This is a genomic window from Burkholderia sp. BCC0097 (genome assembly GCF_902832985.1).
GTDB lineage: Bacteria > Pseudomonadota > Gammaproteobacteria > Burkholderiales > Burkholderiaceae > Burkholderia > Burkholderia orbicola.
Genome location: NZ_CADFDM010000013.1, coordinates 23,503 through 42,861, shown reverse-complemented (window position 1 = coordinate 42,861; position 19,359 = coordinate 23,503). Strand labels below are relative to the sequence as shown.

Below are 19,359 nucleotides of genomic sequence, written 5' to 3'. Positions count from 1 at the left end.
GAAATGGGCAACCTGAACCCGGTCGCGGATGCGCAGACCATGACACTCAAGTCGCGGCATGCGAAGTGGCCGCCCGAACTGAGCATCTTCTTGGTGCTGGTCGGCATCAGCCTGTTCTTCGAGGTCGTCGGCTGGATCGTCGTCGGCCAGAGCTTCCTGTTCAATGCCGAGCGGCTCGAGATCATCGTGCTGCAGATGGCCGTGATCGGCATCATCGCGGTCGGCGTGAACCTCGTGATCATCACCAGCGGGATCGACCTGTCGTCGGGTTCGGTCGTCGCGGCGGCCGCCGTCGTGTCGGCGAGCCTCGCGCAGGTGTCCGACTTCCCGCGCGCGGTGTTTCCGCACCTCACCGACCTGCCGGTCATCTGGCCGGTGCTGGCCGGCGTATGCGTCGGGCTGCTGGTGGGCCTCCTGAACGGCACGCTGATCGCGCTGACGGGCATCCCGCCGTTCATCGCGACGCTCGGCACGATGGTCGCCGCGCGCGGCTTCGCGAAGTGGTTCACCAACGGGATGCCGGTGTCGATGCTGACCGACCCGTTCGCGGCGATCGGCGCGGGGGCGAATCCGGTGATCATCTTCCTGGTGGTGGCCGCGATCTTCCACGTCGTGCTGCGCTACACGCGCTTCGGCAAGTACACGTATGCGATCGGCGCGAACCGCCATGCGGCCGTCGTGTCGGGCATCAACGTCGCGCGGCACCTGATCTTCGTCTACGCGATCGCGGGCCTCCTGAGCGGGATCGCCGGCACCGTGACGGCCGCGCGCGCGATCTCCGGCCAGTCGGGCATGGGCGTGATGTACGAGCTCGATGCGATCGCGGCCGTCGTGATCGGCGGCACGTCGCTGTCGGGCGGCCTCGGCCGCGTGACGGGCACCGTGATCGGCGTGTTGATCCTCGGCGTGATGACGTCGGGCTTCACGTTCATCCGCATCGACGCGTACTACCAGGAGATGGTGAAGGGCGCGATCATCGTCGCGGCCGTGATCGCCGACCAGTACCGCAACAAGAAGTCGCGTCGCTGAGCGCACGCGTGATCCCGAAATCAGACTTCGCAAAGGACACCCGATGAAGATCGCGCTGGACCCCTACATGATTCGCCACCTGCCGCTCGACCGGCTGCCGCACGCGGTGGCGGAGCTCGGCTACGACCAGATCGAGCTGTCGCCGCGCAGTGACTTTCTCGACTGGTGGGTGATGCCGCGCGCGACGCGCGAGCGCATGGCCGCATTCCGCCAGGCGCTGCGCGCGAGCGGCGTGGGCCTCGCGTCGCTGCAGCCGATGTACCGCTGGGCGAGCCCGTTCGACGACGAGCGGCAATGGGCGGTGCGCTGCTGGAAGAAGGCGATCGAGGTGGCAGTCGAGATGGAGTGCCCGCTGATGGTGTCGGAGTTCGGGCGCGGCGCGTCGCCCGAGCGCTCGGTCGGCGAGCGGCCAGGCGCGAACCCGAAGGAGCTGTGCGAGGCCGCGTGGTTTCGCTCGATGGACGAGCTGCTGCCGATCCTCGAGCGAGAACGCATCGTGCTGTCGGTCGAGCCGCATCCGGAGGACTGGATCGAGCAGCTGCAGCCGGCGATCGACATCGTCACGAATCTCGGTTCGCCGTCGCTGAGGCTATCGTATATCGCGCCGCACACGTTCTACTACGGCGACGACATGGCAGCGATGATCGCGCAGGCCGCGCCGATCCTTGCGCACGTGCGCGTAGCCGACACGTTCGACCACCGCAAGAGCAGCCAGTTGCGCTACATCGTGAACCCGCCCGGCTCGAACCAGATTCGCGTGCACCAGCATCTCGACATCGGGCAGGGCGAGATCGACTGGGACGTGTTTTTCCGCGCACTCGGCGCCGTCGGCTTCGATGGCGTGATGTCGTCGTGCGTGTTCGCGTGGGAAGACCGCGCGGAAGCCTCGTCGCGCTACATGCGCGACGCGATCCAGCGCTACGTCGATCGTCATTTCGATCGCACCGCGCGCTGACTGATGACCGATTGCTGACCGGCGCGGCACGGGCCGCGCCGCTGATGAACGAACGACTGGAGAGAACTGCATGACCTTGCAAATCGGCGTGATCGGCTGCGGCGCGATCGGCCAGGACCACATTCGCAGGCTGACGCGCACGCTGTCCGGCGCGCGCGTCGTGGCCGTCAACGACATCGATCCGCAGCAGGCGCGCGACGCGGTGACGAAGTACGGGCTCGACGCCGAGATCTACGCCGACGGCCACGAAGTGGTCGCGGCCGCCGACGTGCAGGCCGTGCTCGTCACGTCGTGGGGGCCGACGCACGAAGCGTTCGTGCTCGACGCGATCGCGCACGGCAAGCCGGTGTTCTGCGAGAAGCCGCTGGCCGTCACGGCCGACGGCTGCATGCGGATCGTCGAAGCCGAAGTCGCGCACGGCAAGCGGCTCGTGCAGGTCGGCTTCATGCGGCCGTACGACGAAGGCTATCGCGCGCTCAAGCGCGTGATCGACAGCGGCCAGATCGGCGCGCCGCTGATGCTGCATTGCGCGCACCGCAACCAGTCGGTCGGCGAGCGCTACACGACCGACATGGCGATCACCGACACGCTGATCCACGAACTCGACGTGCTGCGCTGGCTGCTCGGCGAGGACTATGCGAGCGCGCAGGTCGTCTATCCGAAGAAGACGCACCATGCCTCCGCGCATCTCGCCGATCCGCAGATCGTGCTGCTGGAGACCGCGAGCGGCGTGCGCATCGACGTGGAGATCTTCGTGAACTGCCAGTACGGCTACGACATCCAGTGCGAGGTCGTCGGCGAGCAGGGCATCGCGAAGCTGCCCGATCCGCCGGCCGTCGGACTCAAGCATGCGGCGCGGCAATCGGTCGAGATCATGACCGACTGGAAGGAGCGCTTCATCGCGTCTTACGACGTCGAGCTGCAGGCGTTCATCGACGGCGTGCGGCAGGGCGCGCTGACGGGGCCGTCCGCGTGGGACGGCTACGCGGCGGCGGTCGCGGCCGACGCGTGCGTGCGGGCCCAGAAGAGCGGCGCGGTCGAGCCGATCGCGATGGCCGAGCGTCCCGCGTTTTATCGCGGCTGACCGGTCGCTTACCTGCCGGAGAGACCGACATGACGATGAAGATAGGTTGCGCCCCGTGCTGCTGGGGCGTCGACGACGTGAAGAACCCGCACCTGCCGCCGTGGCGGCACGTGCTTGCCGAGGCCGCCCAGGCCGGCTACTCGGGCATCGAGCTCGGGCCGTACGGCTACATCCCGCTCGAACTCGATGTGGTGAGCGCCGAGCTCGAACGCCAGCGCCTGAGCATCACGGCCGGCACGATCTTCGACGATCTCGTGTCGCCGGAGAACCTGCCGAACCTGCTGCGCCAGACGCGCGACATCTGCGCGCTGATCACGCGGCTGCCGAAGCTGCCGACCCAGGACGGCCAGCGCTACGCGGCGCCGTACCTGGTCGTGATCGACTGGGGCCACGAGGAACGCGATTACGCGGCCGGCCACGGCGATCGCGCGCCGCGGCTGTCCGACGCGCGCTGGGCGCGGATGGTCGACCATATCCGGCAGATCGCGACGATCGCGCGCGACGAGTTCGGCGTGCGCGCGGTGATCCATCCGCATGCGGGCGGCTACATCGAGTTCGCGGACGAGATCGACCGGATCGTCGCCGACATTCCGGCCGACACGGCGGGCCTGTGTCTCGACACCGGCCACCTGCATTACTCGGGCATGGACCCGGAAACGTGGTTGCGCCGCCATGCGGCACGGCTCGACTACGTGCATTTCAAGGATATCGACGCAGCCGTGTACGACGCGGTGATGGGCGAGCACATCGCGTTCTTCGCGGCGTGCGCGCGCGGCGTGATGTGCCCGATCGGCACCGGCGTGCTCGACTACCCGGCGATCCGCCAGGCGCTCGTCGACATCGGCTACGCCGGCTACATCACGATCGAGCAGGAGCGCGACCCGCGCAACGCCGGCACGAGCCTGCGCGACGTCGCCGCGAGCCGCGCGTTTCTCGCGTCGGCCGGTTTTGCATGATCCCCTGAACACGCACCAGGAACACCACCATCATGATTGACGGACAGATTCTGCTTGGCCATTCGATTCGCTGGGGCATGGTCGGCGGCGGGCTCGGCAGCCAGATCGGCTATAGCCACCGGTCGGCCGCGCTGCGCGACGGCAGCTTCCAGCTGGTTGCCGGCGCATTCGACATCGATCCCGAGCGCGGCCGCCAGTTCGGCGTGAAGCTCGGCGTCGCGGCCGAGCGCTGCTATCCCGACTACGCGACGATGTTCGACGCCGAGGCGCGTCGCCCGGACGGCATCCGCGCGGTGTCGATCGCGACGCCGAACAACACGCACTTCGAGATCTGCCGCGCCGCGCTGAACGCCGGGCTGCACGTGGTCTGCGAGAAGCCGCTGTGCTTCACGACCGAGGAGGCCGAGGCGCTGCAGCGCCTGTCGGTCGAGAAAAACCGGATCGTCGGCGTCGCGTACGGATATTCCGGACACCAGATGATCGAGCAGGCGCGCGAGATGATCGCGCGCGGCGACCTCGGCGAGATCCGCATCGTGCAGATGCAGTTCGCACACGGCTTCCACAGTGAAGGCGTCGAGGCCGCGAGCGCGGCCGCGCGCTGGCGCGTCGATCCGAAGTTCGCCGGCCCGAGCTACGTGCTCGGCGACATCGGCACGCATCCGCTGTACATCTCCGAGGTGATGGCGCCGGAACTGAAGATCCGGCGGCTGATGTGTTCGCGGCAGAGCTTCGTCAAGAGCCGCGCGCCGCTCGAGGACAATGCGTTCACGATCATGGAGTACGACACCGGCGCGATCGGCTACGTGTGGTCGAGCGCGGTGAACGCCGGTTCGATGCACGGGCAGAAGGTGCGCGTGATCGGCTCGAAGGCGAGCGTCGAATGGTGGGATGAACACCCGAACCAGTTGCGCTACGAAATCCAGGGGCAGCCCGCGCAGGTGCTCGATCGCGGGATGCCGTACCTGCATCCGCATGCATTGCGCGAGGACCGCATCGGCGCCGGGCATCCGGAAGGGCTGTTCGAGGCATGGTCGAACCTGTACGCGCGCTTCGCGCTCGCGATGGACGCGGCCGATCGCGGCGACGCCGCGGCGGTGAAGGCCATCCGTATTCCGGATGTCCACGCGGGCGTCGAGGGCGTGCGCTGGGTCGAGAATTGCGTGCGTTCGGCCGACGCGGGCAGCGTGTGGGTCGACTATCGGTGAATCGGGCACGCCGGCTGTGTCGCGCTCCGTCGCGGTTTGTCGCGGCAGCCGGCCTCGGTACACACCCTGATCTTTACGACGCCGCGAGCGCGTTGGACAATCGTTTCCAGTCTTGCCGTGGAGCGTGTGCAAGTGATGATCGAGCGCGTGGGAGCGAGCAGGCGGCGCGGGTCGTGCCGCAAACGTGATTAAATTCGCCCTTCATGCATGTATCCAGTCGAGCCCCGGGCCGCGCCGGCCAGCCACGCGCGCACATCGGGGCCGTCAACTTCGCGCTATCCGATGAGTTCATCCGAGAAACCTCCCGCCACCGTCGAGGCGTTCCTGCAGCACCTGACGCAGGAGTACGACGGCCTCAGCAATCGCCTGAAGGTGATCGCACGCCACGTGGAAACCCATCGGGACCAGCTTGGGCTGGAAGGTATCCAGTCGCTCGCGGAAGCCTGCGGCGTCCAGCCGTCGGCCGTCGTGCGCTTCGCGAAGCATTTCGGCTTCTCCGGCTTCTCCGAGATGCAGCGGCTGTTCCGCGAGGGGCTCGCGCAGCAGATCGCGCCGGGGCGCGCGTACAACCTGCGGCTGCGCGACGTGATCGAAGCCGGCTCGTCGAGCCTGCAGCCTGAACAGATCGCCGACGAATTCATCAAGGGCAGCATTGCCGGGATGCAGCAGTTGCGGCAGACGCTCGACTCGCACGCACTGGCGCAGGCCGTCGACCTGCTCGCCGATACGCAGACGATCTGGATCGCCGGGTCGCGGCGCGCCTTTCCGATCGCCGTGTATCTCGACTATGCGCTGCAGCACACCGACAAGCGCATCGGGCTGTTCAGCGCGCTCGGCAGCATGCATCTCGGCCAGATCCGCTCGGTGCGCAAGGGCGACGTGATGATCGCGATCTCGTTCATGCCGTATGCGGACGAGACCGTGCAGGTCGCGCAGCAGGCCGCGCAGCGCGGCGCGCGGCTGATCGCGATCACCGACAGCCGGATGAGCCCGCTCGCGCGGGAGGCGGAAGTGACGCTGATGGTGCAGGACAGCGCGACGTTCGGCTTTCGCGCGCTGACGGCCACGATGGGTCTTGCGCAGAGCCTGTTCGTCGCGCTCGCGTACCGGCTCGAACTGTCGTACCTGCCGACCGCCGACGGCGCGCACGGCACGAAGGCCGGTTGATCCCCGCTGCCGGTGCGCCACCCGCCGAACGGATCGGCGGGTGGCGCACCGGCCGGCTTACTTCGCGGTCGGCATCGCGAATTCGGCGCCCTTGCCGATGCTCGACGACCAGCGCTGCATCACCGACTTCTGACGCGTGTAGAAGCGCACGCCTTCCTCGCCGTACGCGTGCATGTCGCCGAACAGGCTCTTCTTCCAGCCGCCGAAGCCGTGCCACGCCATCGGCACCGGAATCGGCACGTTGATGCCGACCATGCCGACCTGGATGCGCCGCGCGAATTCGCGCGCGATGCCGCCGTCGCTGGTGAAGCACGACACGCCGTTGCCGAACTCGTGCGCGTTGATCAGGTCGACCGCCTCGCCGAAATCCTTCACGCGCACGCAGCCGAGCACCGGCCCGAAGATCTCTTCCTTGTAGATCCGCATGTCGGGGCGCACGTGATCGAACAGCGTGCCGCCGGTGAAGAAGCCGGCCTCGCGGCCCGGCACGCGCAGCCCGCGGCCGTCGACCACCAGTTGCGCGCCTTCGTTCACGCCTTGCTCGATATAGCCTTCGATGCGCTTGAGCGCTTCGCCGGTGACGATCGGCCCCATCTCGACTTCCGGCGACATCCCGTCGCCGATCACCAGCTTGCGCGCGCGTTCGGCCACGGCCGGCACGATCCTGTCGGCCACGTCGCCCACCAGCACCGCGATGCTGATCGCCATGCAGCGCTCGCCGGCCGAGCCGTACGCGGCGCCGATCAGCGCGTCGACTGCCTGGTCGATGTTCGCGTCGGGCATCACGACGAGGTGGTTCTTCGCGCCGCCGAGCGCCTGCACGCGCTTGCCCGACTGAACCGCGCGCTGCTGCACGTAGGCGGCGATCGGCGTCGAGCCGACGAAGCTGACGGCCTGCACGTCCGGGTGATCGAGAAGGGCGTCGACCGCACCCTTGTCGCCCTGCACGACGTTGAATACGCCGGCGGGCAGGCCGGCCTGCGTGAGCAGGTCGGCGATGAACAGCGCGGCCGACGGGTCGCGCTCGCTCGGCTTCAGCACGAACGTGTTGCCCGTCGCAAGCGCGACCGGGAACATCCAGCACGGCACCATGCACGGGAAGTTGAACGGCGTGATGCCGGCGACGACACCGAGCGGCTGGCGCATCGTCCAGTTGTCGATGCCGGTGCTGACCTGGTCGGTGAAGTCGCCCTTCAGCAGTTGCGGCACGCCGCACGCGAATTCGATGATGTCGATGCCGCGCGCGACTTCGCCCTGCGCGTCGGAGAACACCTTGCCGTGCTCGGCCGTGATGATCGCCGCCAGCGTGTCGCGGTGCTCGTTCATCAGCTGCAGGAAGCGGTGCAGCACGCGCGCGCGGCGGATCGGCGGCGTGTCGGCCCAGGCCGGGAACGCCGCGTGGGCCGACGCGACGGCCCGTTCGACTTCGTCGTTGCCGGCGAGCGCGACGCGGCGCACTGCGCGACCGAGCGCCGGATTGAAGACGTCCTGGAAGCGGCCGCTGCGGCCGGCGACGGGCGCGCCGTCGATGTAGTGGCCGACGTCGGCGTCGGACGTATAGGCGGGAACCGTGGTCATGCGTGTCTCCTGGGGATGAGGGGCAACAGCGCCTAGTCTAGGGAAACCGGCAGAGCGGGAGAAGGCCGCGAAACTTGATTCACTGTTCAGAATTCTGAATAATCAATGGATGAATCAGCAAAATGTCCAGGCGCTCTGGCCGCATATCCATTCGCTGACGGTGCTGGCCGCCGCGGGCAGTTTCACGGCAGCCGCGCAGCGGCTCGGCATCAGCAAGGCCGCGATGAGCCAGCGCATCGCCGATCTCGAAAAGGCGGCCGGCGTGCCGCTCGTGCGCCGCACCACGCGCAGCGTGCGGCTCACCGATGCGGGCCAGACGCTCGTCGACAGCACGCGCGACGCGTTCGAGTCGATCGGCCAGCATTTCGCGCGGGTGAAGGATCTTGCCGGCGAGCCGCGCGGGCTGCTGCGCGTCACGGTGCCGGTCGCGCTCGGGCGCCAGCAGGTCGTGCCGCACCTGCCCGATTTCCTGCGCCAGCATCCGGGCGTGCAGATCGAGCTCGACCTGTCGGACCGGCTGCATTCGCTGACGCAGGAGGGCTTCGACCTCGCGATCCGTCACACGACCACCGCGCCGCAGACCCACGTCGCGTGGAAGCTGTGCGACACGCGTTCGCTGCTGGTCGCGAGCCGCGACTATCTCGACGCGCGCGGCGCGCCGCGCCACCCGAGCGAACTCGTCGATCACAGCTGCCTGTGCTACCTGCGCGACAACGAGCCGGCCGCATGGAGCTTCGAGCCGGACGGCCGCCGGCGCCAGCGCGTGAGCGTGCCGGTGCGCGGCAGTTTCGCGGCGAACAACAGCGAGGCGATGCGCGAGGCCGCGCTCGGCGGCCTCGGCATCGCGCTGCTGCCCGATTTCAGCGCGCGGCGCGATCTCGATGCCGGCCGGCTCGTCGCGCTGCTCGACGGCTGGCGCCCGTCGGGCGCGTTCGGCGACCACATTTTCGCGATCCGTCCGTACAGCCCGGTCGTGCCGAGCGCGGTGCGCGCGCTGGTGCGCCACTTGCGCGAACGGCTCGCGGGTGGCTTCTCCGGCGCGTGAGCGGGATGCCGGCGGCGGCCGGGACATGGGCGGCCCGGGCAGGCGCGGCGGCGCTGCGGTAAAATCGCGGCTTCCTCCCGCGCCGTGTGTGGCGCGTCATTCGAAGGTCGACAGCCGATGCAGATTCACAAGGAAGTGGACGCGCGCGGGCTCAATTGCCCGTTGCCGATCCTGCGTGCCAAGAAAGCGCTTGCCGATATGGAAAGCGGGCAGATCCTCAAGGTGCTCGCGACCGATCCGGGCTCGCAGCGCGATTTCGCCGCGTTCGCGAAGCAGACGGGCAACGAGATCGTCGAATCGACGACGCAGGACAAGACCTTCGTGTTCCTGATGCGTCGCCGCTGAAGGTACGCATCGCACGTCCCGCGGTGCCGGGCCCCCGGCCGGCCGCGCCTCGGCACTCGCGCCTGGCCGGGCGCCCCTAACCGGGCGTTCCTCTCTGACAATTCTTAAACCTCATTGCGTGACCGGCTGCGTATACTGACCCGGCCGGTCGTCCGCCTCCAGCGGAAGCGCCGGCCACGGTACGTCGCACGGCGGGCTCGGGGGCCATGCCTGACGCTACCGTCGTACAACGGGGAGAGGACATGTCCTTCAGACCAGGGACCCTTCGAAGTCCGTCCGGAGCGGAAAGCATCGCGCCCGTGCGCACCTCGGAATTGAGCCGGATCGAGCTCGATCCGCAGCAGGACCGCCACGCGCGTGCCGCGCTGGAGGCGTACGCGGATTCGGCCGCGGCCGAAATGCCGTGGCTGGCCGAATGGCTCGACGAACGGCTGCGCGACGCCGCGCGGGACGACGGCTCGGGCCCGACCTACTGCGGTGCGACGATCGAACGCGTGTTCGATCTGGCGCAGGCATGGGCGGCGGGCCAGCCCGACTACGCGGCCAATGCGTGGGAGCGCGTGCGCGACCAGCTGCAGCGGATGCTGGCGCAACCGCCGCTGTCGGAGCCGCCGTCGCCACGCATGCCGATCGACGATTTTGCCGAGCCGGTGGCCGGCATCGCGGGCGCCGATTAGGCGTCCGGTTGCGCAACAGAAAGGATTATTCGAAGAAAGGGCGATAGTCCGCGCAATTTCTTGGCGAATTTCATACTACTATGATGAAATCGCCGGTTCGTCCGTGCCCCGTTTTTGAGATATTTAGCCGGGCTCGCCGGTTTGCGCAGGTGGCGCGAGCGGCGAACGACGGCTTGCCGGCCGGTATCCGCCGCCGCGCGCAGGTTGCGCGGCCGGAGCAGGCGCGGGAGCCGAATGGACGAACCGACTTCGATTTGCGGGGTGCTATGAGAATTGCTGTACTGGATGACGATCCGGCCCAGACGGATTTCGTCAGTCAAACGCTGACGGCCGTTGGCCATACGTGCTATGCGTTCAAGGAAGGCAAGGCCCTGAAGAAGCGCCTGCAGCGCGAGACGTTCGATCTGCTGGTGCTCGACTGGAACGTGCCCGACATGTCCGGCGAGGAAGTGCTCAAGTGGGTGCGCGCCAACCAGACCGAGCACAGCCTGCCGATCATCTTCATGACGAGCCGCGACGACGAGGCGGGGATCACGCAGATCCTCAACGCCGGCGCCGACGATTACGTGGTCAAGCCGGTGTCGGGCCCGATCCTGCGCGCGCGCATCGGTTCGCTGCTGCGCCGCGCGTATCCGGTCAACGCCGAGGCGACCGTCCGCGAATTCGATCAGTTCCGTTTCGACGTGAACCTGAAGCAGGCGTACGTCGGCGACAAGGCCGTGAGCCTCACGCAAAAGGAATTCGAGCTCGCGCTGCTGCTGTTCCAGCATCTGGACCGGCCGCTGTCGCGCGCGCACATTCTCGACCTCGTGTGGAAGCAGGCGACCGACATTCCGTCGCGCACGATGGATACGCACATTTCGATGCTGCGCACCAAGCTCGGCCTGCGGCCCGAGAACGGCTACCGTCTCGCGCCGATCTACGGGTACGGCTACCGGCTCGAACGGGTCGGCCAGGGGGAACCGGAGTGACGACGCGAATCACGCAGCGCACGGCGAACCTGCGCACGGCGGCGCTGCGCGCGGCCTGCGCGGTCGCGTTGGCGTTCGCCGCGCAGCAGGCCGCGGCGCAGCCGCCCGCCGCCGCGGGCAAGACGGTCGTCTATCGCACGCAGGCCGGCGACACGCTGTACGACGTCGCCGCGCGCTACCTGCAGGGCGCGGACGACTGGCAACTGCTCCAGCAGATCAACGGCGTGCCGGCGCCGAAGCACCTGCAGCCCGGCATCGCGCTGAAGCTGCCGGTCGCGCGCCTGCGCAAGGAAAAGCTCACCGCGCGCGTGATCGCGGTGCAGGGCACGGCCGAGCGTGCGTCCGGCGCGGCTTTCGCGCCGCTCGCGAACGATGCGACGCTCGCCGAAGGCGATCGCGTGCGTACCGGCCCGAACGGCTTCGTGACGATCGAGCTGGCCGACGGCACGCACATGAGCCTGCCGCCCGACAGCCAGCTCGACCTGAAGTCGCTGCGCCGCACGGTGCTGACCGGCACGCTCGATCGCGAGTTCGAACTCACGCGCGGCTCGGTCGACAGCGAAGTCACCCACCTGAAGAAACGCGACGACCGCTTCCAGATCCGCTCGCCGTCGGTCGTGGCCGGCGTGCGCGGCACGCGCTTTCGCGTGAACTACGACGCGGCCGGCACGGCGACGACGCGTGTCGAAGTGCTCGATGGCACCGTCGGCGTCGCGGGCGGCCGGCAGCCGGCCGACGCGACGCTCGTGCATGCGAACTTCGGCAGCGTCGCGACGTCGTCCGGCGCGGTCGGCGCGCCCGTCCAGCTGCTGGGCGCCCCCGCGCTCGCGCATCCCGACAAGGTGCAGGACGAGCCCGACGTCGCATTCGACGTCACGCCGCTCGCGCAGGCGCATGCGTATCGCGTGCAGCTCGCGCACGATGCGGGGCTGCTCGACCTGTTCCGCGAAACGCGCACCGATTCGCCGCGCGCGGTGTTCCGCGACGTGCCGAACGGCAACTACTTCGTGCGGATCGCCGCGATCGATGAGAACGGCCTCGAGGGGCTGCCGCGCACCTATGCGTTCGAACGCCGCGTGATGGGGCTCGACGCGAGCGCGTCGCAGGGCGCGGGCGGTTACGAGTTCCGCTGGTCGCCGAACGGCTCGGGCAAGAATGCGCGTTACCGGTTCGTGCTGTCGCGCTCGAAGGACCTGAGCGCGCCGGTCGTCGACCAGGTCGGCCTGCACGCACGCCAGATCACCGTCGCGCATCTGCCGCCGGGCGACTATTTCTGGGCCGTGACCGTCGAGGAATTCGAAGGCGGCAAGTTCTACGAGAAGACCAGTCCGGTCAGCGCGTTCACGTTGTCGCGCTGATCCGCGGCGCATGAAACCCGACTCCGTTTCCCCGCGGCGGCACCTCGGCCGCCGCTTCCTGATCGAATGGATCGCGATCGGCTGCCTCGGGATCGCGGTGATTCTCGCGTGCGCGCTCGGCCGCCTGTCGTCCAGTGTCGACGGGCTGATCTACGACCGGCTGCTGATGCTGCGCAGCCTGCCGCTGTCGCCCGACGTGGTCGTCGTCGACATCGACAACCAGAGCGTATCCGCGCTCGGCCGCTGGCCGTGGCCGCGCGACGTGCATGCGCGGCTGCTCGACACGCTCGCGCGCGCGCAGCCGGCCGCGGTCGTCTACGACGTGCTGTTTACCGAACCGTCGCCGGAGGATCGCGCGTTCGCGGACGCGATGAGCCGCGTGCCGACCTTCCTGCCGGTGCTGTTGAGCCCCGAGCAGGCGGACGGCACGCGCTCCGTCGATCCGCCGGTCGCCGCGCTGGCCGCGCGCGCGACGGGGCTGGGCCATATCAATCTCGAAGTCGATCGCGACGGCATCGTGCGCAGCGTCGCGCTGTTCGAAAGCGACGGCCGCGTGCGCTGGCCGCAACTGATGGTGCCCGTCTATCGCGCGATCCAGGCCGGCCGGCTGCACCCGGTCGGCGGCGTGCCCGGCGCGGACGCGCACGACCTGTCGCGTGATGCGGCGGGCGACGGCCGCTACCTGATTCCGTTCAGCCGCAATACGCCCGCGTATCCGACGCTGTCGTTCGACGACGTGCTCGAAGGGCGCGTGAAGCCCGACGCGCTGCGCGGCAAGATCGTCGTCGTCGGCGTGACGGCGTCCGGGCTGTACGATCGCTTCGCGACGCCGGTGTCCGGCGAGTTCGGCCCGCTCGCCGGCGTGTATATCCATGCCAACGTGCTCGACATGCTGGCGACCGGCAGTGCGATTTCGCCCGCGTCGCGCGCGGGGTTGTTCGTCGCATCGCTGCTGCCGCTCGCCGTGTTGCTGGGCGGCTTCCTGATGCTGTCGCCGTGGCGCGCGTTGCTGCTGACGCTGAGCCTGGCCGCGCTCGCCGTCGTCGCGAGCCTGGCGCTGCTGTTCGAGGCGCGCATCTGGCTGACGCCGGCGCCGGCGATCTTCGGGCTGATCGCCGTCTACCCGATCTGGAACTGGCGGCGGCTCGAAATGACGATGTCGTACCTGCGCCGCGAGCTGCAGAAGCTCGCGGACGAGCCGCACCTGTTGCCCGAGGCGCCGCGCACGCGCAGCGTCGGCGGCGACGTGCTGGAGCGGCAGATGGCGCTGATGGCGCAGGCCGCGCAGCGTGTGCAGGACATGAAGCGCTTCGTGTGGGACAGCCTCGACAGCATGCCCGAGCCGATCTTCGTGACCGACCTCGCCGGCACCGTGCTGATCGCGAACCATGCAGCGAAACGCTACGGGTCGCGGCTCGCGTTGCCGCTGCCGGAAGGGCGCCCGCTGCGCACCGCGCTCGGCGAGCTGACCTTCATGAAGACCGTCGACGGCAACGCCGAGCACGACGCGGCGATCCGCGAGCACTGGCCGGCCGTGCTCGACCCGACGCTCGAGGCAGAGCACGACGCGATGGCGCGCGGCATCGAAGTGCGCGATCGCGACGGGCTCGACCATCTGCTACGCTACGCGGCGTGTACCAACGCGCAAGGGCGCGTGACCGGCTGGATTGCCGGCCTCGTCGACGTGACCGAGCTGCACGCGGCCGAGCGGCAGCGCGAGGAAGCGCTGCACCTGCTGTCGCACGACATGCGTTCGCCGCAGTCGTCGATCCTCGCGCTGGTCGAGATCGAGCGCGACCGCGTCGAAAGCGACGCGATGCGCGGGCTGCTCGCGCGAATCGAGCGCTATGCGCACCGCGCGCTGTCGCTCGCCGACGAGTTCGTGCAACTGGCGCGCGCCGAGTCGCAGGCGTACCAGCTCGAGGTGACGAGCCTCGTCGACGTGCTGATCGACGCGAGCGACGAGGTGTGGCCGCAGGCGCAGGCGAAGCACATTCGCGTGGAGACCGGCGTGGGCACCGACATGTGCTGGGTGCGCGCGGACCGTTCGCTGATCACGCGTGCCTTCGTGAACCTGCTGAACAATGCGGTCAAATACAGTCCGTCCAACACGGTGATCACGTGTACGCTGACGGTCGAGCACGCATCGAAGCGGATGTTCTGTACGATTCGCGATCAGGGGTACGGCATTGCCCCGGAAGATCAGCGGCATCTGTTCGAGCGTTTCAAGCGATTCCATGCCGGCGAGCGGCCCGAAATCTCGGGTTCCGGGCTCGGCATGGCGTTCGTGAAGACGGTCGTCACGCGCCATGGGGGCAGCGTGTCGGTCGACAGCGAAGTGGGTGTTGGCACCGCGGTGACGGTGTCGCTGCCCGCGATCGACGAGCCGTCCGCCTGACAGGGCCGGGCGCGACGGCAGGCATTTGGGGAAAGTCATGAGAAAGCAATGGGCAGCGACCGCGCTGGCGGCGTCGCTGTTGACGGGTTGCGCCGGCGTGACGAGCGGCGTGAGCGCGGTGGGGCAGCCGAATGCATTTGCATCCGGTGCGCACGGCTACGACTTCGCACGGACGGCCGCGCAGGCGGACGACGCCGAATACCGGCAGATCGAGACGCTCGTGCGCGACGAGCTCGCGCGCCGCGGCTTCGATGCGCAGCCGCTCAAGGGCGCGCGTTACCGGTTGTCGATCGCGTACGCGACGCAGCCGGCGGCGGTCGCGGCGACCGCCGAGCGGTGCGGTGCGGCGAGCAGCGCATGCGTGACGGTCGACGGGCCCGCGCCGTTCGCGCTGCCGTTCATGGGCCGCGTGTACCGTCACGTGCTGACCTTGCGCTTCGTCGATGCGAAATCGGGCGCCGACGTCTATCGCGTGTCGGCGTCGCTGCGCGATCGCGATCCCGGTACGCAGCAGGCCGCGCCGGCGCTCGTGAAGAGCGCGCTGGCGAAGGTGCCGTTCGGCGACGGCAGCGGCTGGCTCGTCAAGACGAAAAAAGACGACGCGGGCGGCATGCCGGGCGTCGTCTCGGTGAAGCCGGCCGACGCGCGCTGAAGCGGCGGCCGCGAGGTGAGGGCGGGCGCGCTGGAGCGCGCCCTTGCCGCGTTCAGACGGTCGGTTGGGCGCCGTCGCGGGTGCGCAGGTACGTTTCGAATTCCGCACCGACTTCCGGGTGGCGCAGCGCGAATTCGACCGTCGCCTTCAGGTAGCCGAGCTTGCTGCCGCAGTCGTAGCGCGTGCCCTGGTACTTGTAGGCCAGCACCTGTTCGTCGGCGAGCAGTGCCTGGATCGCATCGGTGAGCTGCAGTTCGCCGCCCGCGCCCGGCTTCAGCGCGCGCAGGTGATCGAAGATCCGCGGCTTCAGGACGTAGCGGCCGACCACGCCGAGGTTCGACGGCGCGACTTCCGGCGCCGGCTTCTCGACGATCGCCGACATCTTGACGATCGACTCTTCCCATTCCTTGCCGTCGACGATCCCGTACGACTTCGTCTCCGACGGCGGGATCTCTTCGACGCCGATCACCGAGCTGTGATAGTGGTCGAACACGTCGACCATCTGCTTCATCACCGGCGGGTTGCCGTCGAGCAGGTCGTCCGCGAGGATCACCGCGAACGGGTTGTCGGCGACGAGCTTTTCCGCGCACAGCACCGCGTGGCCGAGGCCGAGCGCTTCCGGCTGGCGCACGTAGAAGCAGTCGACATGGCTCGGCTTGATGCTGCGCACGAGTTCGAGCAGCTTTTCCTTGCCGCGCGCCTCGAGTTCGGCCTCGACCTCGTACGACTTGTCGAAGTGGTCCTCGATCGCGCGCTTGCTGCGCCCGGTGACGAAGATCATCTCGGTAATGCCGGCCGCGATCGCTTCCTCGACCGCGTACTGGATCAGTGGCTTGTCGACGACCGGCAGCATTTCCTTCGGGCTCGCCTTCGTTGCCGGGAGGAACCGCGTGCCGAGACCGGCAACGGGGAATACCGCCTTGGTGACTTTCAACATGATCGAACCTTTATTCCTGTAATCGACTTGTCAGACGGTCTATGTTCACGTTCGCATTATAGTGAACGCAAATGACCTTACCGTTTGTTACGCAGGCAACCGATCGAGCTGCGCACGCAGTTTTTCGAGCGTGCTCTGGAATTCCGCGACACGTTTCTGCTCCTGTTCGACCACGGCCGGCGGTGCTTTCGCAACGAAAGCCTCGTTGCCGAGCTTCGCGTTGCACTTCGCGATCTCGCCCGTCAGGCGCGTGATTTCCTTCGACAGGCGCTCGCGCTCGGCCGCGACGTCGATTTCCACCTTCAGCACCAGCTTGTTCGGGCCGACGATCGCGATCGGCGCGCCGTGCGCTTGCTGGTCGAGCGCGGCTTCGTCCGCGAGGATCTGCACTTCCGACAGGCGTGCGAGCGCCTGGACGTACGGCGCGAACGAGCGCAGGCGCTCGGCGTCGCCGGCCGCCAGCAGCGGCACCTTGGTCGCGGGCGACAGGTTCATCTCGCCGCGCAGGTTGCGGCACGCGTCGACGATCGCCTTCAGGTCGGCCGCCCACTGCTCGGATGCCTCGTCGAGCTTCTGCAGGTTTGCGACCGGGTACGGCTGCGTCATCAGCGACGCCTCGCCGTCGGCCTTGCCTTGCGGATAGCGGCCGGCGAGCGGCGCGACCTTCTGCCAGAGCGCTTCGGTGATGAACGGGATGACCGGATGGGCGAGGCGCAGCACCGTTTCCAGCACGCGCAGCAGCGTGCGGCGGGTGGCGCGCTGCTGTTCCGGCGTGCCGTTCTGGATCTGCACCTTCGCGAGTTCGAGATACCAGTCGCAATACTCGTCCCACACGAACTTGTAGATGCTGCTCGCGATGTTGTCGAAGCGGTAATCGGCGAACCCCTTCGCGATGTCGGCTTCGGTGCGCTGCAAGAGCGACACGATCCAGCGGTCGGCCGCCGAGAAGTCGAGGTAGCCGCCGGGGCCGCAGTCGCCCGCGCCGCACACTTCCGGCTTGTCGTTGCCGCAGTCGTGGCCTTCGCAGTTCATCAGCACGAAGCGCGTCGCGTTCCACAGCTTGTTGCAGAAGTTGCGATAGCCTTCGCAGCGCGCGAGGTCGAAGTTCACATTGCGGCCGAGCGTCGCCATCGACGCCATCGTGAAGCGCAGCGCGTCGGTGCCGAACGCGGGGATGCCGTCCGGGAATTCCTTGCGCGTCTTCTTCTCGATGGTCGCGGCCTGCTTCGGGTTCATCAGGCCCGTCGTGCGCTTCGCGACCAGCGACTCGAGGTCGATGCCGTCGACGATGTCGATCGGGTCGAGCGTGTTGCCCTTGCTCTTCGACATCTTCTGGCCTTCCGCGTCGCGCACGAGGCCGTGCATGTAGACGGTATGGAACGGCACCTTGCCGGTGAAGTGGGTCGTCATCATCACCATCCGGGCGACCCAGAAGAAGATGATGTCGAAGCCGGTGACGAGCACCGACGACGGCAGGAAGTGCTTCAGTTCGGGCGTCTCGTTCGGCCAGCCGAGCGACGAGAACGGCACGAGCGCCGACGAGAACCACGTGTCGAGCACGTCTTCGTCGCGCTTGAGCGCCCCCGCGTAACCCTTCGCGGCGGCCTGCGCGCGTGCGTCTTCCTCGTTGCGCGCGACGAATACCTCGCCGTTCTCGCCGTACCACGCGGGAATCTGGTGGCCCCACCACAGTTGGCGCGAGATGCACCAGTCCTGGATGTTCTCGAGCCACTGGTAGTAGGTGGTCGTCCAGTTTTCCGGGACGAACTTGATCTGGCCGTCGCGCACCACGTCGAGCGATACCTCGGTGATCGACTTGCCCGGATGGAACGTGCCTTCCGGCGCCGGCTTCGTCATCGCGACGAACCACTGGTCGGTCAGCAACGGCTCGATCACGACGCCCGTGCGGTCGCCGCGCGGCACCATCAGCTTGTGCGGCTTCACGGAGTCGAGGAAGCCCTGCGCGTCGAGGTCGGCGACGATCGCCTTGCGCGCGTCGAAGCGGTCGAGGCCGCGATACTGCTCGGGGCCGTTGTCGTTGATCTTCGCGTCGAGCGTCAGGATCTCGATCGGCGCGAGCTTGTGGCGCAGGCCGACCTGGTAGTCGTTGAAATCGTGCGCGGGCGTGACCTTCACGACGCCCGTGCCGAACTCGCGGTCGACGTAGTCGTCGGCGATCACCGGAATCTCGCGGCCCGTCAGCGGCAGCGTGACGAGCTTGCCGATCAGGTGCGCGTAGCGTTCGTCTTCCGGATGGACCATCACCGCGACGTCGCCGAGCATCGTCTCGGGACGCGTGGTGGCCACCGTCAGCGAGCCCGAGCCGTCGACGAGCGGGTAGCGGATGTGCCACAGGTGGCCGTTTTCCTCTTCGCTGACGACTTCGAGGTCCGACACGGCGGTGAGCAGCACCGGATCCCAGTTGACGAGGCGCTTGCCGCGATAGATCAGCCCTTGTTCATACAGCGTGACGAACACGTCGCGTACGGCGGCCGACATCTTGTCGTCCATCGTGAAGTATTCGCGCGACCAGTCGGTCGACGCGCCGAGGCGGCGCACCTGGTCGGTGATCGTCGAACCGGATTTCTGCTTCCACTCCCACACGCGCTCGACGAACTTCTCGCGGCCGAGGTCGTGGCGCGACACGCCTTGCGCGTCGAGCTGGCGCTCGACCACGATCTGGGTGGCGATCCCCGCGTGGTCGGTGCCGGGCACCCACAGCGTGTTCTCGCCGAGCATCCGGTGGTAGCGGGCGAGGCCATCCATGATCGTCTGATTGAACGCGTGGCCCATGTGCAGCGTGCCCGTCACGTTCGGCGGCGGCAACTGGATCGCGAAATCGGGGCGGGCCGGATCGAATGCCGGGGCGGCATAGCCGCGTTTTTCCCACTCCGGCCCCCATTGGGACTCGATGGTATGGGGCTCGAAGCTCTTCGCAAGCGTGTTGTCGCTCATGTTTGGAAATCTGCCGAAAAATGCGTGAATTGGATGCCGAATCCGAC

At 68.0% G+C, this 19,359-nt stretch carries 16 protein-coding genes; 13 read left to right on the top strand and 3 right to left on the bottom strand.

The genetic code is table 11. From position 1 onward, the window contains the following. Positions 1 to 3 precede the first annotated feature (3 nt). From HWX07_RS33105 to HWX07_RS33080, 6 genes are all read left to right on the top strand, one after another. The gene (locus HWX07_RS33105; protein ID WP_175879241.1) at positions 4 to 1,029 is read left to right on the top strand and encodes an ABC transporter permease; all 1,026 of its coding nucleotides are present in this window, start codon (positions 4 to 6) and stop codon (positions 1,027 to 1,029) included. A 43-nt stretch (positions 1,030 to 1,072) separates the two neighbouring features. Next, positions 1,073 to 1,984, top strand: a complete 912-nt coding sequence (locus HWX07_RS33100) for a sugar phosphate isomerase/epimerase (protein WP_175879183.1) — start codon at positions 1,073 to 1,075, stop codon at positions 1,982 to 1,984. A 70-nt stretch (positions 1,985 to 2,054) separates the two neighbouring features. Next, positions 2,055 to 3,068, top strand: a complete 1,014-nt coding sequence (locus tag HWX07_RS33095; protein ID WP_175879182.1) for a Gfo/Idh/MocA family oxidoreductase — start codon at positions 2,055 to 2,057, stop codon at positions 3,066 to 3,068. Between the two features lie 29 nt (positions 3,069 to 3,097). Continuing rightward, positions 3,098 to 4,024, top strand: a complete 927-nt coding sequence (locus HWX07_RS33090; RefSeq protein WP_006476226.1) for a TIM barrel protein — start codon at positions 3,098 to 3,100, stop codon at positions 4,022 to 4,024. Between the two features lie 32 nt (positions 4,025 to 4,056). Next, the gene (locus HWX07_RS33085; RefSeq protein ID WP_124701206.1) at positions 4,057 to 5,229 is read left to right on the top strand and encodes a Gfo/Idh/MocA family oxidoreductase; all 1,173 of its coding nucleotides are present in this window, start codon (positions 4,057 to 4,059) and stop codon (positions 5,227 to 5,229) included. Between the two features lie 282 nt (positions 5,230 to 5,511). Further along, positions 5,512 to 6,396 carry a MurR/RpiR family transcriptional regulator gene (locus HWX07_RS33080; RefSeq protein ID WP_053523975.1) on the top strand — a complete coding sequence of 295 codons (885 nt, stop codon included), beginning with the start codon at positions 5,512 to 5,514 and terminating at the stop codon, positions 6,394 to 6,396. Between the two features lie 57 nt (positions 6,397 to 6,453). On the opposite strand, the gene HWX07_RS33075 is transcribed toward HWX07_RS33080, so the two are convergent. Further along, entirely contained in the window at positions 6,454 to 7,974 is a 1,521-nt protein-coding gene (locus tag HWX07_RS33075; protein ID WP_012328347.1) for a CoA-acylating methylmalonate-semialdehyde dehydrogenase, read from the bottom strand. A 109-nt stretch (positions 7,975 to 8,083) separates the two neighbouring features. Between HWX07_RS33075 and HWX07_RS33070 the strand changes: the two genes are divergently transcribed. The 7 genes from HWX07_RS33070 (at position 8,084) to HWX07_RS33040 (ending at position 15,420) form a co-directional block, all read left to right on the top strand. Continuing rightward, positions 8,084 to 9,019, top strand: a complete 936-nt coding sequence (locus tag HWX07_RS33070; protein ID WP_011545214.1) for a LysR family transcriptional regulator — start codon at positions 8,084 to 8,086, stop codon at positions 9,017 to 9,019. Between the two features lie 117 nt (positions 9,020 to 9,136). Further along, a complete protein-coding gene (locus tag HWX07_RS33065) occupies positions 9,137 to 9,364 on the top strand; it encodes a sulfurtransferase TusA family protein (RefSeq protein WP_006402122.1) in 228 nt (75 codons plus the stop codon). Positions 9,365 to 9,606: 242 nt separating this feature from the next. Further along, on the top strand, positions 9,607 to 10,041 hold the full coding sequence (locus tag HWX07_RS33060) for a hypothetical protein (RefSeq protein ID WP_012328348.1): 435 nt from the start codon (positions 9,607 to 9,609) through the stop codon (positions 10,039 to 10,041). 266 nt (positions 10,042 to 10,307) lie between these two features. Continuing rightward, the gene (locus tag HWX07_RS33055) at positions 10,308 to 11,012 is read left to right on the top strand and encodes a response regulator transcription factor (RefSeq protein ID WP_006490421.1); all 705 of its coding nucleotides are present in this window, start codon (positions 10,308 to 10,310) and stop codon (positions 11,010 to 11,012) included. After that, positions 11,009 to 12,370, top strand: coding sequence for a FecR domain-containing protein (locus tag HWX07_RS33050; RefSeq protein WP_175879181.1), 1,362 nt, complete (start codon positions 11,009 to 11,011; stop codon positions 12,368 to 12,370). The genes HWX07_RS33055 and HWX07_RS33050 overlap by 4 nt, the downstream gene beginning before the upstream one ends. A 10-nt stretch (positions 12,371 to 12,380) precedes the next feature. Continuing rightward, positions 12,381 to 14,768, top strand: a complete 2,388-nt coding sequence (locus tag HWX07_RS33045; RefSeq protein WP_012328350.1) for a CHASE2 domain-containing protein — start codon at positions 12,381 to 12,383, stop codon at positions 14,766 to 14,768. A 37-nt stretch (positions 14,769 to 14,805) separates the two neighbouring features. Further along, positions 14,806 to 15,420 (top strand): DUF4136 domain-containing protein, encoded by a 615-nt coding sequence (locus tag HWX07_RS33040; protein ID WP_006476219.1) that lies wholly within the window; start codon positions 14,806 to 14,808, stop codon positions 15,418 to 15,420. A gap of 52 nt (positions 15,421 to 15,472) precedes the next feature. Here HWX07_RS33040 and galU read toward each other — a convergent pair whose 3' ends face one another. Continuing rightward, on the bottom strand, positions 15,473 to 16,357 hold the full coding sequence (galU, locus tag HWX07_RS33035) for a UTP--glucose-1-phosphate uridylyltransferase GalU (protein WP_006476218.1): 885 nt from the start codon (positions 16,355 to 16,357) through the stop codon (positions 15,473 to 15,475). A gap of 87 nt (positions 16,358 to 16,444) precedes the next feature. Beyond that, positions 16,445 to 19,312 carry a valine--tRNA ligase gene (locus HWX07_RS33030; protein ID WP_175879180.1) on the bottom strand — a complete coding sequence of 956 codons (2,868 nt, stop codon included), beginning with the start codon at positions 19,310 to 19,312 and terminating at the stop codon, positions 16,445 to 16,447. Positions 19,313 to 19,359 lie beyond the last annotated feature (47 nt).

Excerpts from the sequence above, each read along its gene's own strand:
- HWX07_RS33105 (WP_175879241.1), top strand. The coding sequence starts at position 4 with ATGGGCAACCTGAACCCGGTCGCGGATGCGCAGACCATGACACTCAAG.
- HWX07_RS33100 (WP_175879183.1), top strand. The coding sequence starts at position 1,073 with ATGAAGATCGCGCTGGACCCCTACATGATTCGCCACCTGCCGCTCGAC.
- HWX07_RS33095 (WP_175879182.1), top strand. The coding sequence starts at position 2,055 with ATGACCTTGCAAATCGGCGTGATCGGCTGCGGCGCGATCGGCCAGGAC.
- HWX07_RS33090 (WP_006476226.1), top strand. The coding sequence starts at position 3,098 with ATGACGATGAAGATAGGTTGCGCCCCGTGCTGCTGGGGCGTCGACGAC.
- HWX07_RS33085 (WP_124701206.1), top strand. The coding sequence starts at position 4,057 with ATGATTGACGGACAGATTCTGCTTGGCCATTCGATTCGCTGGGGCATG.
- HWX07_RS33080 (WP_053523975.1), top strand. The coding sequence starts at position 5,512 with ATGAGTTCATCCGAGAAACCTCCCGCCACCGTCGAGGCGTTCCTGCAG.
- HWX07_RS33075 (WP_012328347.1), bottom strand. The coding sequence starts at position 7,974 with ATGACCACGGTTCCCGCCTATACGTCCGACGCCGACGTCGGCCACTAC.
- HWX07_RS33070 (WP_011545214.1), top strand. The coding sequence starts at position 8,084 with ATGAATCAGCAAAATGTCCAGGCGCTCTGGCCGCATATCCATTCGCTG.
- HWX07_RS33065 (WP_006402122.1), top strand. The coding sequence starts at position 9,137 with ATGCAGATTCACAAGGAAGTGGACGCGCGCGGGCTCAATTGCCCGTTG.
- HWX07_RS33060 (WP_012328348.1), top strand. The coding sequence starts at position 9,607 with ATGTCCTTCAGACCAGGGACCCTTCGAAGTCCGTCCGGAGCGGAAAGC.
- HWX07_RS33055 (WP_006490421.1), top strand. The coding sequence starts at position 10,308 with ATGAGAATTGCTGTACTGGATGACGATCCGGCCCAGACGGATTTCGTC.
- HWX07_RS33045 (WP_012328350.1), top strand. The coding sequence starts at position 12,381 with ATGAAACCCGACTCCGTTTCCCCGCGGCGGCACCTCGGCCGCCGCTTC.
- HWX07_RS33040 (WP_006476219.1), top strand. The coding sequence starts at position 14,806 with ATGAGAAAGCAATGGGCAGCGACCGCGCTGGCGGCGTCGCTGTTGACG.
- galU (WP_006476218.1), bottom strand. The coding sequence starts at position 16,357 with ATGTTGAAAGTCACCAAGGCGGTATTCCCCGTTGCCGGTCTCGGCACG.
- HWX07_RS33030 (WP_175879180.1), bottom strand. The coding sequence starts at position 19,312 with ATGAGCGACAACACGCTTGCGAAGAGCTTCGAGCCCCATACCATCGAG.